We start from the raw sequence: 15,644 nt of genomic DNA on the forward strand, positions 1-15,644 counted from the left end.
GCATGTCCGGCGCCCTCTTCGGCGGCCAGCCCGCCGGCCCCCTGATCGGCCCGGAAGAAACCCTCCAGGGCATCGGCGGCGCGGTGGCGGCGATCCCGCTGACCCATCCGCGCAACCGCCGCTGGTGGATCGCCTTCGCGGGGGCGGTGGCGTTGCTCGGCGTGTTCGGCTTCACCCTCGGCTACCTGCTCTATGCAGGGCCGGGGGTCTGGGCCAACAACAACGCCGTCGTCTGGGCGCTCGACATCGCGAGCTACGATTGGTGGATCGGCGTCGCCTCGGGCAGCCTGCTGGTCTCGGCCGTGCTGCTCCTGCTCGGGGCGGAGTGGCGCGGGGCCGTGAACCGCATCGCCGAGACCCTGGCGCTGCTCGCCACCGCGTCGGCCGGGCTCTACCCGATCATCCATCTCGGGCGGCCGTGGTTCTTCTTCTGGAACCTGCCCTACCCCAACACCTACAATCTCTGGCCGCAATTCCGCTCGCCGCTGCTCTGGGACGCGATCGACATCGTCGCCTTCCTGGTGATCTGCGTGAGCCTCTGGTTCATCGGGATGCTGCCGGACCTCGCCACCTTGCGCGACCGCGCCTTCGTGGAGGCGATGCGCCAGAGCGACGCCAAGGCCCGCACCCGCAAGCTCGCTTTGCTGCGCGCGCAGATCTACGGCATCGTCGCCTCCGGCTGGCGCGGCTCGGCCGCCCATTGGCAGATCTGGGTCCAGGCCTACCGGACCGTGGCCCTGCTCGGCGTGCTGCTGGTGGTCTCGGTCCAGACCGGCGCCTCGGTGATGCTCGCCGGATCGCTGATGCCGGGCTGGCACAGTACGCTCCTGCCGGTGAGCTTCCTGGTGAACGCGGTCTATTCCGGCGTCGGCGTCACCGCGGCGATCGTGGTGCTGATCCGCATCGTCTACGGCCTCGACGCCCTGGTCAGCGTGCGCCATCTCGACGTGCTCGGCCGCCTGCTGCTCTGCCTCGGCTGCGCCAGCGCCTATTGCTACGCCGCCGAGTATTTCGACACGTTCCTCAACGGCGATCCGGAGGCGCGGGGCGTTCTGGTGCGGCGCATGACCGGCGACCACGCCCTGGTCTCGTGGACGGCGATCCTCGGCCTGGTCCTGCCGGCGCAGGTGCTGTGGTCGGCCCGCGCCCGCACGGCGCCGCTGGTGCTCGCCGCGGTCGGGCTCCTCGTGGCGGCCGGCGCCTATGCCGACCACGTCATGGTCCTGGTCGTCACCCTGACCCAGGACTTCCTGCCCTCCTCGCGGCTGCCCTACGGGCCGGATCCCTGGGGCATCGCCACCTTCGCGGGCTCGCTCGGCCTGTTCCTGACCCTGCTGCTGCTGTTCCTGCGCTACCTGCCGGCGGTCTCGATCATCGAGAGCCGGCGCCTGGCCCTCGCCCGGGCCCCGGGCACCGAGGCCGCCGCCCGGGAGGCCGCGTCCCGGGCCACCCTCCGCCCGGAGGAGAATCCCGGGCCGGCGCCGCTCTGGGGCGTGTCCGCGACCTTCGCCAGCCAGTCCGACCTCGCCGCCGCCCTGCAGGCGGTGTCGTCGATCAGCCCGCCGGACCAGGTCCATCTCGATGGGCACGGGCCGGTGCCGATGCCCCGGACCTTGCGGGCGCTGGGCCTGGAGGGGCGCTCGATCCTGCCCTACGCGCTCGCCGGCGCGCTGCTCGGCGGCGCGGGCTTCTACGCCATGTGCGTCTACGCCACGGCCTACGATTACGTGTTCCTGATCGGCGGGCGCCCGCGCCTGTCCTGGCCGTCCTTCGTGGTGCCGAGCATCTCCTTCGCGATGATGACCGGCTGCATCGCGATCCACCTCGCGCTGCTCGTGCTCAACCGCCTGCCGCGGCTGAACCACCCGGCCTTCAACATCCCGGGCTTCCTGCGCGCCTCGGACGACCGGTTCTTCCTCTCCGCGGAGGCGCGCGGCGACCGGTTCGACGCGGCCCGGTTCGAGCGGCGGCTCACCGGCCTGCCGGTCGAGGCCGGGCGTCCCCTCGAGATCCGCAGGATCCCGCGATGAGGCGCGCCGTCGGCCTCATCCTCGTCGCGGCGCTGCCGGCCCTCTCGGCCTGCGGCGAGGCCAACATGGACGACCAGGCCCGGGCCAAGACCTGGGACCGGAACCCGTTCTTCCCCCGCCAGCTCACCATGCGCCAGCCGGTCCCCGGGACCGTGCCGCGGACCGACCCGGCGCGGGAGGCGCCGCAGCCGCAGACGATCAGCCAGGACCTGGTCGAGCGCGGCCGGCAGCGCTACGCGGTGTTCTGCACTCCCTGCCACGGCCAGGACGGGCGCGGCCAGGGCATCGTCGTGGCCCGCGGCTTCCCGCATGCCGGCGACCTCACGGCCGAGCCCCTGCGCAAGGCCCCGGCCGCCGAGATCTACGACGCCATCGGCAACGGCAGGCGCGCCATGTTCGGCATGGCGCAGATGATCCCCTCCGCCGACCGCTGGGCGATCGTCGCCTATGTGCGGGCGCTCCAGCTCAGCCAGGACGCCCCCGTGGCGAGCCTGCCGCCGGACGACCGGGCCCGGCTGGAGGCGACCCAGTGAGCCGCCCCCTCCTCCTCGGCCTCCTCGGCCTCGGCCTGCTGGCCGGCTGCTTCCTCGCGGGCGGCTGGCGCGGCGCGGCCTGCGGGTATCTCTCCGCCTGGCTCGTCCTCCTGGCGCTGCCGGTGGGGGCGCTGCCGGTGACGATCGTGGCCGAGCGCTTCGGCAAGCGCGTGCGCGAGCGCGGCGGCGTCGAGATGCTGGCGGCCCTGCGCCGGCTGATGGCTTTGATGCCGGTGGCCGCGCTGCTGGGGTTGCCGCTCCTCGCCGCCGTGCCGCTGCTCTATCCCTGGGTCGGGGCGGCGCCGCGCACGCCGCTCGCCGCGCTCTGGTTCACCACGCCGTTCTTCGCGGCCCGGGTGATCGCGTATCTCGCGGCCTGGACCTGGCTGGCCTTCCGCTTCGCGCGGCCCTTCGACGAGCCGGGCGAGGGCCGCACCGTGCCGGCGGTGGGGCTCCACGCGGTGGTCGGCACCTTGTTCACCACCGACGTCATCGCCTCCCTCGACCCGCGGCTCGATTCCGCCCTGCTCGGCCTGCTTGTGATGACCGCCTGGAGCGGGTTGGCCTTCGCGGCCGCGATCCTGCTCGCCTGGGAGGAGCCGGAGCCGGTGGGTCGCGGGCGCACCCCGCCCGGGCGGGGCCGGCTGGTCCCCCTGGTGGTCCTGCTCGGCCTCTGGGCGTTCCTGCGTTTCGTGCAGTTCCTGATCGTCTGGTCGGCCAACCTGCCGCCGGAGGTGTCCTGGTACTTCGCTCGCGGCGGCGGGCTCGGGCGCGGCCTGTCGATCGCGGCCGGGATCGTCGTGGTGCTGGCCGGGCTCGCGACCCTCCGTCCGGGCCGCCCGACCACCCGGATCCTGGCCGGCGCCGCGCTCGCCGTGCACGCGCTCGAGATGTTCTGGCTGGTGACGCCGGCCCTGCGCGACCGGTTCGTGATCCGCCCGGCCGACGCGCTCGCCGCCCTGGCGGTGGCGTGTCTGGCCGCCGCGCTGCATCCCCTGCTGGGCGGGCGCGCGGCCCCGAAAGCCCGGCGCGCCGGGAGGGTCGCATGAGCGCCGGCGGCACCCCCGGTCCCGGCCTGATCCCGGCGATCCTGGCCGGGCTGACCCTGCGCGGCAGCGGCCTGCTGAACGGCCGGCCGCCCCGCGGCACGCCGGCCAACGCCCCGCGCGATCCGGACGGTCCCGGCTACGAGACGCGCGACGTCAGCGTCCGCAACACCGCGCTGGTGATGGCGGGCCTCGCGCTCGCGGTCCTCACGGTGATCGGCACCATGGTCTGGCTGATGGGCGCCTTCAGCGCCAGCCAGCGCCGGAGCCTGCCGCCCCTCACCCGCCAGCAGACCGCGCCCCTGACGCCGCCGCCGCCGAACCTCCAGGCGGATCCCTATGCCGATCTCGACCGCCAGCGGGCCGGAGCGGCGGCGCAGGTCTCCGGCTACGGCTACAGCGATCCGGCCCGCACCCGGGCCCGCATCCCGGTCGACCGGGCCATGGAGCTGATCGTCGGCCGCTCCCTCGACGCGCCGGAACGGTAGACAGGATGACGCCGAACCACGCAGCCCTCGAACTCTGGCCCCCCGCGATCTCGGCCACAGCGTCCGAGACGGATCTGTTAATCCTGGCCTTCACGGTCCTGACCCTGCTGCTGACCGTGCCGGTCTTCGTGGCGATCACCTATTTCGCCCTGCGCTACCGGGAGGGCTCGGAGGCGGACCGGCACCCGTCCGGCATCCGCTCCAACCTGATCGAGATCAGCTGGATGCTGATCCCGTTCCTGCTGACGCTGATCTTCTTCGTCTGGGGCGCGCGCCTGTTCATCGCCTCGAAGAACGCGCCGCCCGACGCGATGGTGATCGAGGCGATCGGGCGGCAATGGATGTGGAAGTTCCAGCACCCGACCGGCCAGGCCGAGATCAACGACCTCCACCTGCCGATCGGGCAGCCGATCCGCCTGCGGATCATCAGCCAGGACGTGATCCACGCCCTCTACCTGCCGGCCCTGCGCCTGCAGGTCGCCGCCCTGCCCGACCGCTACACCGACCTGTGGTTCAAGGCCGACAAGATCGGCACCTATCACCTGCACTGCTCGGAATATTGCGGCACCGACCATTCCGTGATGGGCGGCCAGGTCACCTTCATGAACCCGGGCGACTACCAGGAGTGGCTGACCCATGCCGGCGCGCAGCAGAGCAAGGTCGCGGCCGGCCGCACCCTCTACGAGGCCTATGGCTGCGCCGGCTGCCACGATCCCGGCTCAACCGTGAAGGCCCCGAGCCTCGTCGGCCTCTACGGCAGCCCGGTGAAGCTCGCCGATGGCCGCACCGTGACGGCCGACGAGACCTGGCTGCGCGAGAAGATCCTGAACCCGAACGGCGACCGGCTCGCCGAGGGCTACAAGCAGGTCATGCCGAGCTTTGCCGGGCGGATCCCGGAGGACGAGCTCGGTCGCCTCATCGACTTCCTGAAATCCTACACGGCGCCGGCCTCCGGCAAGGCCGCGCAGGCGAATCCATGAGGGCGACACCATGAGCGCAACGGGCAGCGTCGGCGGCACGGCCCGCCGCGAGCCGCACGCGCCGGAGGCCACCCTCGGGCGCAAGGCGGATTATCTCCACGCGGATTCGACCCTGCGCTCGTGGTTCCTCACCACCGACCACAAGCGCATCGCGATCCTGTACCTCACCTCGATCACCGGCTTCTTCGTGATCGGGGCCGTGGCGGCCGGCGTGGTCCGGCTGGCGCTGATCGTGCCGAACGGCGCGATCATGACCAACGACACCTACAACAAGGCCTTCACCATTCACGGCGTGGTGATGGTGTGGTTCTTCCTGATCCCGTCGATCCCGGCGACCTTCGGCAATTTCCTGATCCCGCTGATGATCGGGGCCAAGGACCTGGCCTTCCCCAAGCTCAACCTGACGAGCTGGTACGTATTCATGGCCGGGGCGTTCTTCACCCTGGTCTCGCTGGTGCTCGGCGGCGTCGACACCGGCTGGACCTTCTACGCCCCGCTCTCCACCGCCTTCTCGAACACCTGGGTCCTGCCGGCCCTGATCGGCGTGACCATCGTGGGCTTCTCGTCGATCCTCACCGGCCTGAACTTCGTGGTCACGATCCACACCATGCGGGCCCCCGGCATGACGTGGTTCAAGCTGCCGATCTTCGTCTGGGCGCACTACGCCACCAGCCTGATCTTCCTGCTGGCCACCCCGGTGATCACCACCGCGCTGATCCTGCTGATCATGGAGCGCGGCTTCCATATCGGCGTGTTCGATCCGGCCTATGGCGGCGACCCGGTGCTGTTCCAGCACCTGTTCTGGTTCTACTCGCACCCGGCCGTGTACATCATGGTCCTGCCCGGCATGGGGGTGATCTCGGAGATCGTCCCGGCCTTCGCGCAGAAGAAGCTGTTCGGCTACCGCTTCGTCGCCTACGCGTCGATCGGGCTGGCCTCGGTGACCTTCTTCGTCTGGGGCCATCACATGTTCGTCAACGGCCAGAGCGACCTGGCCTCCCTGGTCTTCTCCGCCCTGTCCTTCGCGGTGGCGGTGCCCTCGGCCGTGAAGGTCTACAACTGGACTGCCACGATCCATAAGGGCAGCCTGCGGCTCGACACGCCGATGCTCTACGCCATGGGCTATATCGGGCTGTTCGTGCTCGGCGGGCTCACCGGCCTCTACCTCGCGACCCTCGCCATCAACCAGCACATCCACGCGACCTACTTCGTGGTCGCGCATTTCCACTACATCATGGTCGGCGGCACGGTGCTGGCCTTCCTGGGCGGCCTGCACTTCTGGTGGCCGAAATTCACCGGCCGGATGTACAGCGAGCCCTGGGGCCGGGTCTCGGCGGTGCTGATCTTCCTCGGCTTCAACGTCACCTTCTTCCCGCAGTTCATCCTCGGCTATCTCGGGATGCCCCGGCGCTACGCGACCTACCCGGTCGAGTTCCAGCTCTTGAACGTGCTGTCCTCGGCCGGCGCCACGATCCTGGCCGCGGGCTACATCTTCCCGATGCTCTACCTCGTCTATTCCCTGTGGTTCGGCCGGAAGGCGCCGGCCAATCCGTGGAACGCGAAGGGGCTCGAATGGGAGACCGCCTCGCCGCCGCCCAAGCACAATTTCCACTCGCCGCCCGAGGTGCCGCGCATCCCCTACGATTACCCGATCCAGGCGCAGGAAGCCCGGGACCAGCACGGATGAGCGAGGGACTGGCAGAGGGCGTCGGGGTCTCCCGCGCCGGGCATTTCGAGACGGTGGGCCAGCAGCGCGCCGCCGCGACGCTCGGCATCTGGGCCTGGCTGATCACCGAGCTGCTGCTGTTCTCGGCCCTGTTCCTGGTGGCTCTGATCACCCGGATCCAGCATCCCGAGGCGACGGTCGCGGCGGCCAAGCACCTCAAGTTCTGGATCGGCGCGGTCAACACCGTGGTGCTGATCTGCTCCAGCCTGACCATGTCGATGGCGATCGAGTTCTCGCGGATCGGCTGGCAGCGCGCCATGGTCCGGGCGATGCTCGCCACCGCGGCGCTGGGCAGCCTGTTCCTGGTGCTCAAGGGCTACGAGTATTACGCCGACTGGGACGAGCACATGATGCCGTTCCTGAGCAACCGGCCCTTCGCGCTGGCCGAGACGCCGCCGGCACGGCTGTTCGTGAACCTCTACTACGTCGCCACGATCCTGCACGCGCTCCACCTGTTCACCGGCATCGCGCTCCTGCTCGGCATGACCTGGATGGCCGCCAAGGCCGGATTCCTGTCCCGCCACCAGAACTGGATCGAGGTCTACGGCCTGTACTGGCACTTCATCGACCTCGTCTGGATCCTGGCCTTCCCGATCCTCTACGTGGTGAACCGATGAGTCTGAGTCGGGGGATGCGATGCGATGTCGAAGGAGCCGAGCGGCCGCTTTCGGGGCGGATCGCAGACCCGGCGCGACCGTTGGTTCGGCCTCGACGAGCAACCTGACTTCGAAGCCTTTCGGCGCTGGTGGCATCGCGTTGGCAAGGAGGAGTCCGGGGGACGCGATCTGGAGAGCCGGGAGCAGGCGCTTGCGGGATACGAGGCGTGGATCAACTCAGGTCGGAATCGTGTAAGGTCTTGAGCATGGCCGTCGCTCTACAGGATTGGGAATCTCCGGGCTCCGTCGACGAGGAGCAGATGATCGCGTGGCTGCGCGACATCGGGAGCCGGCCGCCGGCCCTGACGACGGCGGAGATCGCGCGCCTTCTCGACCGGACCGGTTCACACCGCCTGCGCAACGCCGCCGCTCTGGCGCTCGCGGACCTGAAGGCGGACGGTGCCGCAGAACGCATCGGCGTGCTCCTCCGGCGGGCTGACGTCGCGCCGCAATCTGGGTCGCTCCTGTTCGCCCTCGACGAGTTGGGCGGGACGCTTTCTCTGGAGGGCCTCCTCAACATCCTGCGCAACGGCTCCTTCGAGGCGCGGTCCGAGGCGCTTCACTTTCTGGACGCGGATCGCGTGTCGATGGCGGATCCCGAGAGCCGCCGCGTCGCGAGCGCTCAACTCACCGCACTCGCCGCCGGGCCGGATCCGGACGCCGCCGCCGCCGCGCAGGACGCCCTCGCGATGCTTCCGGATCGAACCGGCCATGTCGGTCCGGGGCAGCATCAGGCATGAGGCTGCTTGCGCCCTGGTCGACCCTGAGCGCCGAAGACCGCGCCCTGCTCCGGCGGCGGCTGCGCACGCCGGTGCTGACCTTCCTGGCGCTGCTGGCCCTGCTCGCGGTCAACGTCACCCTGGGGGCCACCCTGCCCTTCCCCCAGGTCTGGGTCGTCGAGCTCCTCGTGGTCGCCGTGATGGTGGCCCTGATCCTCCTGGTCTCCATGGAGGTGATCCACGAGCCGCCGCTGGTGCGGCTGTTCTCGGTGCTCGGTTTCTTCTGGGTCGCCATCATGATCGGGATGACGCTGACCGATTATCTTGCTCGGTGAAGGTTGAGCGCCCCATCTTGCGTCCCGACGGCTGATCTCTACCGTCGAGACTCATGCACACGGTCGTCCTGACGCCGAAATTTCTGGCTGACGCGAAAGCCGCGGGCGTCTCGGACAGCGAGATGGCGACGATCATCGATGCGATTGCAGCGGATCCGAGCGCTGGTGATCTCATCCCGGAGACCGGCGGAGCCCGAAAGGTCAGGATCGGCGGCCGCGGCAAGGGCAAGTCCGGGGGCTATAGGGTCATTACATTCTACGTTGTTGATGATCTGCCCGTCTTCCTGCTTCGTCTGGTTTCGAAGGGGCAGCGCGTCGATATCAGCCATGCCGAGCGGCATGCCGTCAGGGCGGCGCTGACGGACCTCGTCGCGGCGTATCGAGCGGGTTTGCACAGGCACGGGTGATCCACACATGGTGGATACGAGTTGTATCGAGAGGCGAGAGATGACCGCGTTCGGGGAAGGGCTGGTCGAGGCCGCGCAGCAGGCCCTTGCCATCGTCCGCGGCGAAGCCGAGCCGGGGACCTATCGCGTCCACAGCCCGCAGACGCTCGACGTGAAGGTCGTGCGTCGGGAGCTCGGTTTCACGCAGGCCGAATTCGCGGCCCGCTTCGGCTTTCCGATCGGGACCCTTCGCGACCTTGAGAGGGGCCGCACTCGACCGGATGCCGCGACGCTGGCCTATCTGACCGTGATCCGCCATGATTCCGCTGCGGTGCTCCGCGCTCTGGAGCGTGCGCAGACACGAGACTGAAACTTCGGTTGTCGCGAAGGTCGAACGTCTCTAAATCCGCTCACCCGCGGATGCGGTTCGGGTGGAAAGTCGGCGACTATGTGCGAATTGCTCGGCATGAGCGCCAACGTGCCGACCGACATCCGCTTCTCGTTCGCCGGGCTCGCCCGGCGCGGCGGCGACACCGGGCCCCATGCCGATGGCTGGGGCATCAGCTTCTATGACGGGCGGACCTGTCGCAGCTTCCACGAGCCGGAGCCGAGCTCGCGCTCGCAGCTGGCCCGGCTGCTGCGCGACATGCCGATCAAGAGCCGCATCGTCGTCGCCCATGTCCGCAAGGCCAATCGCGGCCGGGTCAGCCTGGAGAACACCCACCCGTTCGCGCGCGAATTGTGGGGCCGCCGGTGGACCTTCGCGCATAACGGGCAGCTCAAGGGCGTGAAGCGCCTGCCGCTCGGCAGCTTCATGCCGATCGGCTCCACCGACAGCGAGCACGCCTTCTGCTGGATGCTCGGCCGCCTCCAGGCGCGGTTCAAGGCCCTGCCCCGGCCCGAGACCCTCGACCGGGCGGTGGCCGACCTCGCGGGCGAGCTGCACGCGCTGGGCGTCTTCAATATGCTGCTGACCGACAGCCGCACCCTCTACGCGCATTGCGGCAAGCGCCTCTGCTATCTCACCCGCCGGGCGCCGTTCGGCACCGCCACGTTGATCGACGAGGATTGGCAGGTCGATTTCGCGCAGGAGACCTCCGAGAGCGACGTGGTCACGGTCATCGCCACCCAGGCGCTGACCCGGGACGAGTGCTGGACCGACCTCGCCCGCGGCGACGTCCTGACCCTGCGCGATGGGGCGATCCGCCTGTTGAGACCGGCCGGGCTCTCCTGAGGACGACTTGAGCGAGGGTGCATGCGCGCCCCCGATGCGCTAGAACGACCGTAACAGGAGAGCATCGACCGGACTTGAAGGGAGTTCGGCCGGCAAGCGATCCGCCTCGACCGTTCCGGACCGCAGGTCGAGCCACGATGAGCTGACGAGCACGACACGCATGAGCCGCGACGAGACCGACACCGTCCTATCCCAAGAGGACGGGCTTCAGGATGGCCGCCCGAACCTCGCGCCGAACATCCGCACGCATCTCGGCGAGCACTTGCGCACCGTCTACGAGCGGATCGGTGAAGAGGTGCTTCCCTCCCGCTTCGCCGACCTGATCGAGAAGCTGGAAGAGGCGCTGCGCGCCCGCGGCGAGGCGATCGAGCCGGAATTCCGCAACGGCCTGCTCGCGGCGGTGCCGTCCCTGCGCGCCTTCGCGCTGTCGCTGACCTCGAACCCCGCCCGCTCCGACGACCTCGTCCAGGACACCCTGCTGAAGGGCTGGCAGCACCGCGCCCGGTTCCAGCCGGGGACCAACCTCAACGCATGGTTGTTTACGATCCTGCGTAACATCTTCTACTCGGATCACCGCAAGCGGGTCCGCGAGGTCGAGGACCAGGACGGCTCATACGCGGCGCGGCTGGCCACGGCCCCGCATCAGGGCGACCGGCTCGACGTCGAGGATCTGCAATCGGCCCTGGCCAAGCTGCCGCCGGACCAGCGCGAGGCGCTGGTGCTGGTCGGCGCCGAGGGCGTCTCCTACGAGGAGGCGGCCACGATCATGGGCTGCAAGGTCGGCACCGTGAAGAGCCGCGTCAGCCGCGCCCGCGGCCGGCTGGCCGAGCTGCTGGGCTACGACGAGGAGGATCTGGGTTCCGACCGGTTCATCCAGTCGGCGATGCCCAAGGACGCCTAGTAAACTCTGGGCTGCGTGGTCTTCGGCGCATCGCGCCGGAGAAAGGATGCATCCGTTTCCGGGGATCGGGCGTTACCGGCCCGAGCTTCGTCGCCTCGTTGCGGCGGAACGCCACGGAACGGAGTGATCCTGTATGACCCTCAAGACCCTCATCGCCGCCTCGGCTCTCGTCCTGTCGCTGCCGCTCGCCGCCCAGGCCCAGGGCACCATCCCGGGTGCCGAGCGCGGCGCGGCCGCCGGTAACGACGCGGCCGGCCCGATCGGCGGGATCGTCGGCGGCGCCGTCGGCGCGGCCACCGGCACGGTCGGCGGCATCCTCGGCGTCGACATGGCGCCGCGCTTCCGCAGCTACGTCCGCGAGCGCAACGTCCGCTCGTACGATTACGACGGCCGCGTCGCCGTCGGCTCCACGCTGCCGACCTCCGGCGTCACCTACTACGACGTCCCGTCCGAGTACCGCGTGCAGCCGGGCTACCGCTACACGGTCGTGAACGATCGTCCGGTCCTGGTCGATCGCGGTCACCGGATCGTCGAGGTCATCGACTAATCAGCCGGGCCGGTCCCGCGCCGGCCCACCGGGCCCCGGAGCGACCCGCTTCGGGGCCCGTCTTCGATCTGCGACCCGCGACGGCGGCGCAACGGTTCTCCGGCGAAGTCGTTGATGCGCCAAGGCATATGTGAGGAGATCATGAGCCAGGATCCGAGCGACCCCGGCGCAACGCTGCCGGAACCGGTGCGTGACCATCTCGGCCAGCAGCTGCGCGGCGTGCTGCCCGTCGGTCCGGACAAGCCCCGATTCCTCGGGGACGACCCGGTGCCGGACGCGTTCGAGCCGCAGATCCGCCGGCTCGAGACCCGGCTGAAGACTCACGAGGAGGGCACCGGCGCGGTGGGCCAGGCCCTCGACCAGATCCTCGACGCCCTCGGGGTCAATCCGGAGGATGCCGACAAGCCCAAGACCTGAGCGTCGGACCTGACCGTCAGACCCGCGGCTTCTCGGCCAGGAGATCGCGGATCTCGGACAGCAACTTCACATCCGCCGGGACCTCGGCCACCGCCTCGGGCTTCTTGGCCTCGGCATGCTGCAGCTTGTTCATGGCCCGGATCACCAGGAACAGCACGAGGGCGACGATCAGGAAGTTGAGGGTCAACGTCAGGAACTGGCCGTAACCCAAGACAGCGCCCTGCTTTTTGGCATCCGCATAGGGCAGCCCGGCCTGAACCTTGGACGAGAGCGGGATGTAGTAGTTCGAGAAATCGAGCCCGCCGGTGATCGCGCCGATCGCCGGCATGAACAGGTCCTGCACCGCCGAGTTGACGATCGCCCCGAAGGCCGCGCCGATGATCACGCCGACCGCGAGGTCGACCACGTTCCCGCGCAGCGCGAACTTCTTGAACTCTTCGAGCATCCCCAACCCCCGCCGGTATCCCCGGCCAACCTAGGCCGGAGGCGCGCGAAAGCCAGCGCTGGCCTCGGTCTATCCCCCACCGATCGCCGCAGGTCCCGACGGCTCGTCGACCGCGGCGGCTAGTTCGGCCTTGGCGCGGCGGCGATACTGGGCCGCCACCACCGGGATGGTCAGCAGGTAGCCGCCGCTCACGGCCACCAGGGCCTCGAACGGATAGCTGATCAGGATGCCGAAGGCCGCGACCCCGAACAGGAAGATCGGCAGGACGAGGCTGCGCGGCACCCGCTTGCCCATGGTCTTGCCCGAGAAGGTCGGGACCGTGGAGACTACCAGCAGGGCGATGGCCAGCACGTAGATCAGGATCGCCGGGGCGGCCCAGGTGTCGCCGCCCAGGCCGAGGAAATGCAGGTAGAGCGGCAGCATCGCGGTCAGCGCTCCTGCGGGCGCCGGCATGCCGACGAAGAAATCCTTCTTCCATTCGGGCCGGTTCGGGTCGTCCAGCATCGCGTTGAAGCGCGCGAGCCGCAGGGCCATGGCGATGGCGAAGATCAGCGCCACGATCCAGCCGGCGGATTTGAGGTGGAACAGCGCGAAGCCGTAGAGGATCAGCGCCGGGGCGCAGCCGAAATTCACGAAGTCGGCCAGCGAATCGAGTTCCGCCCCGAACCGGGACGTGCCCTTGAGCAGCCGCGCCACCCGCCCGTCGATCCCGTCGAGCACGCCGGCCGCCACCACGGCGATGACGGCGGGCTCGAACTTGCCCTCGAAGGCGAGCCGGATCGCGGTCAGCCCGAGGCAGAGCGCCATCAGGGTGATCATGTTGGGCGCGATCATCCGGAACGGCACCGGCTTGAACCGGCGCGGGCGCGGCTCGTTCGGATCGGGCGCGAAGGGCGGGAACAGGTCGTCCATGATCGTCTAGATCCGCTTGAACTGCCGCCCCGGGCCGCCGCCGAGATCGGCCAGCACCGTCTCGCCGGCCACCGCCTTCTGGCCGAGGCCGACCAGCACGGTGGCGCCGGCCGGTAGGTAGACGTCGACCCGCGAGCCGAACCGGATCAACCCGAAGCGCTCGCCCACCGCCAGCGTGTCCCCGGCCGAGACGAAGCCGACGATTCGCCGCGCCACCAGCCCGGCGATCTGCACCACGCCGACGCGCTTGGCCTGCCCGGCATGGCTGGTCTCGATGACCATGCCGTTGCGCTCGTTGTCGTCGCTGGCCTTGTCGAGCTCGGCGTTGAGGAACAGGCCCGGCGTGTAGTGGATCTGCCCGATTCGCCCGGAGACCGGCACCCGGTTCACGTGGCAGTCGAACACGTTCATGAATACCGAGACCCGCAGGGTCGGGACCTGCGGCAGGTCGAGCTCCGGGGGCGGCAGCACGGTGGCGATCAGGTTGACGCGCCCGTCCGCGGGCGAGACCACCAGCCCGTCGGCCACCGGGGTGATCCGCTCCGGGTCGCGGAAGAAGTAGCAGACCCAGAGGGTGAGGATCAGGAAGATCCACCCGAAGAACTGCGAGAAATAGCCGGCCAGCACCGTGAGCACGATGCCGATCAGGATGAAGGGATAGCCCTCCTTGTGAATCGGCACGAGCGTCCGGCGGATCGTCTCGATCAGGTCTGTCATTGCTTTTCGGACTCGAACGGCGCCGCTTGCGGGCGGACATCTCAGGACGCGCGGATGGCAGCCTGCCGGGCCGGCGTCAACTTTGCGGGGCGTTCCGAGGCTCTACCAGACATGCGTCATGGTCCCCACCCGCCTGCGGGCCGGGACATGGAAGAGGGTCGCCCGGCAGAGGGAGCCGGGGCGCCAAGGGGATCCAGATGTCGGCCCAACACGCGCCGGATCCGATCCCCGCGGCGACCCGCGGCACCGACCGGGCCTCAACTACGGCCGCTGCTGTCTTTTGCGTCGCGATGTCTTGTCAGCGCCCCGAGCCCGCAGATCAGCCACCGAACGGACTTCAGCCAAAGCGCTGCGCGATCGCGCCCGACGCATCGAGGGATAGGTGACGGCTACGCGTACAAAATAGGAGCATCTTCAAGGAGTGGGACACGCCATCCAAGATTGCGGCGCCCCTTGATACGTCCGATACAGGTCCTCTCGAAGGGATGGCTGCGGCCTTCCGTCATGGCGAGCGCAGCGAAGCAATCCAGGGACACGTTCCCTACGGGAATCGCGCGCCGCACTGGTGTGCTTCGCCGCGCTCGCCATGACGGCGGGGCGAGCGGGGCTGTCCCAAAGAGCGCCGCTGGCCTGGTCCAGTGCCGCAAGGGGGAACGCGTCCGGTGCAGAAGCTCGCCATCCTCGGCCTCGGCGCGATGGGGCTTCCCATCGCCCGCAACCTCGCGGCCAAGCGCGCCGACTCCGAGACCCTCGTGGCGGTGGATGCCGAACCGGCGCGCCTCGCCGGGCTCGACGGGCCGGGCCTCGTCGCGACGGCGGATCCCGCCGCCCTCGACGGGGCGGAGGTGCTGTTCCTGTGCCTGCCGAACGGCGACGTGGTCGAGGCGGCCCTGTTCGGCGGGGATCCCCTGGCCGAGCGGCTGGCGCCGGGGGCGATCGTGGTGGATCTCAGCACCATCGCGCATGCCAAGGCGCTAGCCATCGGGGGCGCCCTGGCGGCGACCGGGCGGCGTTTCGTCGATGCCCCGGTCTCCGGGGCGCCGGCAGGCGCCGAGGCCGGGACGCTCACGGTGATGTGCGGCGGCGACGCGGAGACCGTCGCGGCGGTCCGGCCGCTGCTGGAGCGGATCGGCACCAGCGTCCTGCATATGGGGCCGGTGGGCTCCGGCCAGCTCACCAAGACGATCAACAACGTGCTCTACGACATCAACATCGCGGCGCTCGCCGAGGTGCTGCCGATGGCGGTGGCGATGGGGCTCGATCCGGACCAGGTCGCGCAGGTGGTCACCACGGGGACGAGCCGGAGCTACGCGTCGCAATATTTCGTGCCGCGCATCCTCCAGGGCCGCTTCGACGAGGGCTATCCGATGGGCGCGGCCTACAAGGATCTCGTCGCCGCCGCGGCGATCGCGGCCGAGCACGGCTTCCCGATGCCGGTCACGGCGGCGGCCACCGCGACCTACCAGACCGCCCTGCGCCAGGGCCACGGCGACCGGGATAAGGGCGCGATGGTGCTGCCGTTCGAGGGCCTGCTCGGGGTGAAAGTCCGCTCCGGCGGGTGAGCGCCGGGTC

General features: G+C 69.7%; 19 protein-coding genes. 16 read left to right on the forward strand and 3 right to left on the reverse strand.

All coding sequences use genetic code 11. From position 1 onward, the window contains the following. Positions 1-2: 2 nt before the first annotated feature. From BMZ47_RS16445 to BMZ47_RS16515, 15 genes are all read left to right on the forward strand, one after another. Positions 3-2,030, forward strand: coding sequence for a quinol:electron acceptor oxidoreductase subunit ActD (locus tag BMZ47_RS16445; RefSeq protein ID WP_091863451.1), 2,028 nt, complete (start codon positions 3-5; stop codon positions 2,028-2,030). Next, a complete protein-coding gene (locus BMZ47_RS16450; protein WP_091863452.1) occupies positions 2,027-2,563 on the forward strand; it encodes a c-type cytochrome in 537 nt (178 codons plus the stop codon). Before BMZ47_RS16445 ends, BMZ47_RS16450 begins: the two co-directional genes overlap by 4 nt. Then, a complete protein-coding gene (locus BMZ47_RS16455; RefSeq protein ID WP_091863453.1) occupies positions 2,560-3,612 on the forward strand; it encodes a hypothetical protein in 1,053 nt (350 codons plus the stop codon). The genes BMZ47_RS16450 and BMZ47_RS16455 overlap by 4 nt, the downstream gene beginning before the upstream one ends. Then, positions 3,609-4,097 (forward strand): hypothetical protein, encoded by a 489-nt coding sequence (locus BMZ47_RS16460; RefSeq protein ID WP_091863454.1) that lies wholly within the window; start codon positions 3,609-3,611, stop codon positions 4,095-4,097. The genes BMZ47_RS16455 and BMZ47_RS16460 overlap by 4 nt, the downstream gene beginning before the upstream one ends. Positions 4,098-4,102: 5 nt before the next feature. After that, entirely contained in the window at positions 4,103-5,077 is a 975-nt protein-coding gene (coxB, locus tag BMZ47_RS16465; RefSeq protein ID WP_091863455.1) for a cytochrome c oxidase subunit II, read from the forward strand. A 10-nt stretch (positions 5,078-5,087) separates the two neighbouring features. Next, a complete protein-coding gene (locus BMZ47_RS16470) occupies positions 5,088-6,764 on the forward strand; it encodes a cytochrome c oxidase subunit I (protein WP_007562817.1) in 1,677 nt (558 codons plus the stop codon). Beyond that, positions 6,761-7,420, forward strand: a complete 660-nt coding sequence (locus tag BMZ47_RS16475) for a cytochrome c oxidase subunit 3 (RefSeq protein ID WP_007562818.1) — start codon at positions 6,761-6,763, stop codon at positions 7,418-7,420. Before BMZ47_RS16470 ends, BMZ47_RS16475 begins: the two co-directional genes overlap by 4 nt. 245 nt (positions 7,421-7,665) lie before the next feature. Continuing rightward, positions 7,666-8,199 (forward strand): hypothetical protein, encoded by a 534-nt coding sequence (locus BMZ47_RS16480; RefSeq protein ID WP_007562820.1) that lies wholly within the window; start codon positions 7,666-7,668, stop codon positions 8,197-8,199. Further along, complete coding sequence (locus BMZ47_RS16485; RefSeq protein WP_007562823.1) at positions 8,196-8,513, forward strand: hypothetical protein; 318 nt, start codon at positions 8,196-8,198, stop codon at positions 8,511-8,513. The genes BMZ47_RS16480 and BMZ47_RS16485 overlap by 4 nt, the downstream gene beginning before the upstream one ends. A gap of 53 nt (positions 8,514-8,566) precedes the next feature. Then, positions 8,567-8,920 (forward strand): type II toxin-antitoxin system RelE/ParE family toxin, encoded by a 354-nt coding sequence (locus BMZ47_RS16490; RefSeq protein ID WP_091863456.1) that lies wholly within the window; start codon positions 8,567-8,569, stop codon positions 8,918-8,920. A 40-nt stretch (positions 8,921-8,960) separates the two neighbouring features. After that, positions 8,961-9,269, forward strand: coding sequence for a helix-turn-helix domain-containing protein (locus tag BMZ47_RS16495; RefSeq protein ID WP_091863457.1), 309 nt, complete (start codon positions 8,961-8,963; stop codon positions 9,267-9,269). 78 nt (positions 9,270-9,347) lie between these two features. After that, on the forward strand, positions 9,348-10,133 hold the full coding sequence (locus BMZ47_RS16500; protein WP_007562825.1) for a class II glutamine amidotransferase: 786 nt from the start codon (positions 9,348-9,350) through the stop codon (positions 10,131-10,133). Positions 10,134-10,293: 160 nt separating this feature from the next. Further along, positions 10,294-11,034: a NepR family anti-sigma factor gene (locus tag BMZ47_RS16505; protein WP_007562827.1), complete on the forward strand. Its 741-nt coding sequence runs from the start codon at positions 10,294-10,296 to the stop codon at positions 11,032-11,034. 133 nt (positions 11,035-11,167) lie between these two features. Beyond that, positions 11,168-11,581 carry a DUF1236 domain-containing protein gene (locus BMZ47_RS16510; RefSeq protein ID WP_091863458.1) on the forward strand — a complete coding sequence of 138 codons (414 nt, stop codon included), beginning with the start codon at positions 11,168-11,170 and terminating at the stop codon, positions 11,579-11,581. 141 nt (positions 11,582-11,722) lie between these two features. Continuing rightward, positions 11,723-11,998 carry a hypothetical protein gene (locus BMZ47_RS16515; RefSeq protein ID WP_007562831.1) on the forward strand — a complete coding sequence of 92 codons (276 nt, stop codon included), beginning with the start codon at positions 11,723-11,725 and terminating at the stop codon, positions 11,996-11,998. Between the two features lie 16 nt (positions 11,999-12,014). Here BMZ47_RS16515 and mscL read toward each other — a convergent pair whose 3' ends face one another. The 3 genes from mscL to BMZ47_RS16530 all read right to left on the reverse strand — a co-directional run bounded on the left by mscL (position 12,015) and on the right by BMZ47_RS16530 (position 14,072). Further along, a complete protein-coding gene (gene mscL, locus BMZ47_RS16520; protein ID WP_091863459.1) occupies positions 12,015-12,443 on the reverse strand; it encodes a large conductance mechanosensitive channel protein MscL in 429 nt (142 codons plus the stop codon). Positions 12,444-12,512: 69 nt separating this feature from the next. Next, the gene (locus BMZ47_RS16525; protein ID WP_007562835.1) at positions 12,513-13,355 is read right to left on the reverse strand and encodes a CDP-alcohol phosphatidyltransferase family protein; all 843 of its coding nucleotides are present in this window, start codon (positions 13,353-13,355) and stop codon (positions 12,513-12,515) included. Positions 13,356-13,361: 6 nt separating this feature from the next. Beyond that, positions 13,362-14,072 carry a phosphatidylserine decarboxylase gene (locus tag BMZ47_RS16530; RefSeq protein WP_091863460.1) on the reverse strand — a complete coding sequence of 237 codons (711 nt, stop codon included), beginning with the start codon at positions 14,070-14,072 and terminating at the stop codon, positions 13,362-13,364. A gap of 662 nt (positions 14,073-14,734) precedes the next feature. On the opposite strand from BMZ47_RS16530, the gene BMZ47_RS16535 reads away from it, so the two are divergent. Beyond that, positions 14,735-15,634 (forward strand): NAD(P)-dependent oxidoreductase, encoded by a 900-nt coding sequence (locus BMZ47_RS16535; protein WP_091863461.1) that lies wholly within the window; start codon positions 14,735-14,737, stop codon positions 15,632-15,634. The last annotated feature ends 10 nt before the right edge of the window (positions 15,635-15,644 follow it).

Origin of the sequence: Methylobacterium brachiatum, from assembly GCF_900113845.1 — a bacterium.
Taxonomy (GTDB): domain Bacteria; phylum Pseudomonadota; class Alphaproteobacteria; order Rhizobiales; family Beijerinckiaceae; genus Methylobacterium; species Methylobacterium brachiatum.

Excerpts from the sequence above, each read along its gene's own strand:
- BMZ47_RS16460 (WP_091863454.1), top strand. The coding sequence starts at position 3,609 with ATGAGCGCCGGCGGCACCCCCGGTCCCGGCCTGATCCCGGCGATCCTG.
- BMZ47_RS16470 (WP_007562817.1), top strand. The coding sequence starts at position 5,088 with ATGAGCGCAACGGGCAGCGTCGGCGGCACGGCCCGCCGCGAGCCGCAC.
- BMZ47_RS16500 (WP_007562825.1), top strand. The coding sequence starts at position 9,348 with ATGTGCGAATTGCTCGGCATGAGCGCCAACGTGCCGACCGACATCCGC.
- BMZ47_RS16445 (WP_091863451.1), top strand. The coding sequence starts at position 3 with ATGTCCGGCGCCCTCTTCGGCGGCCAGCCCGCCGGCCCCCTGATCGGC.
- BMZ47_RS16505 (WP_007562827.1), top strand. The coding sequence starts at position 10,294 with ATGAGCCGCGACGAGACCGACACCGTCCTATCCCAAGAGGACGGGCTT.
- BMZ47_RS16515 (WP_007562831.1), top strand. The coding sequence starts at position 11,723 with ATGAGCCAGGATCCGAGCGACCCCGGCGCAACGCTGCCGGAACCGGTG.
- BMZ47_RS16530 (WP_091863460.1), bottom strand. The coding sequence starts at position 14,072 with ATGACAGACCTGATCGAGACGATCCGCCGGACGCTCGTGCCGATTCAC.
- coxB (WP_091863455.1), top strand. The coding sequence starts at position 4,103 with ATGACGCCGAACCACGCAGCCCTCGAACTCTGGCCCCCCGCGATCTCG.
- mscL (WP_091863459.1), bottom strand. The coding sequence starts at position 12,443 with ATGCTCGAAGAGTTCAAGAAGTTCGCGCTGCGCGGGAACGTGGTCGAC.
- BMZ47_RS16525 (WP_007562835.1), bottom strand. The coding sequence starts at position 13,355 with ATGGACGACCTGTTCCCGCCCTTCGCGCCCGATCCGAACGAGCCGCGC.
- BMZ47_RS16475 (WP_007562818.1), top strand. The coding sequence starts at position 6,761 with ATGAGCGAGGGACTGGCAGAGGGCGTCGGGGTCTCCCGCGCCGGGCAT.
- BMZ47_RS16490 (WP_091863456.1), top strand. The coding sequence starts at position 8,567 with ATGCACACGGTCGTCCTGACGCCGAAATTTCTGGCTGACGCGAAAGCC.
- BMZ47_RS16450 (WP_091863452.1), top strand. The coding sequence starts at position 2,027 with ATGAGGCGCGCCGTCGGCCTCATCCTCGTCGCGGCGCTGCCGGCCCTC.
- BMZ47_RS16510 (WP_091863458.1), top strand. The coding sequence starts at position 11,168 with ATGACCCTCAAGACCCTCATCGCCGCCTCGGCTCTCGTCCTGTCGCTG.
- BMZ47_RS16480 (WP_007562820.1), top strand. The coding sequence starts at position 7,666 with ATGGCCGTCGCTCTACAGGATTGGGAATCTCCGGGCTCCGTCGACGAG.
- BMZ47_RS16485 (WP_007562823.1), top strand. The coding sequence starts at position 8,196 with ATGAGGCTGCTTGCGCCCTGGTCGACCCTGAGCGCCGAAGACCGCGCC.
- BMZ47_RS16495 (WP_091863457.1), top strand. The coding sequence starts at position 8,961 with ATGACCGCGTTCGGGGAAGGGCTGGTCGAGGCCGCGCAGCAGGCCCTT.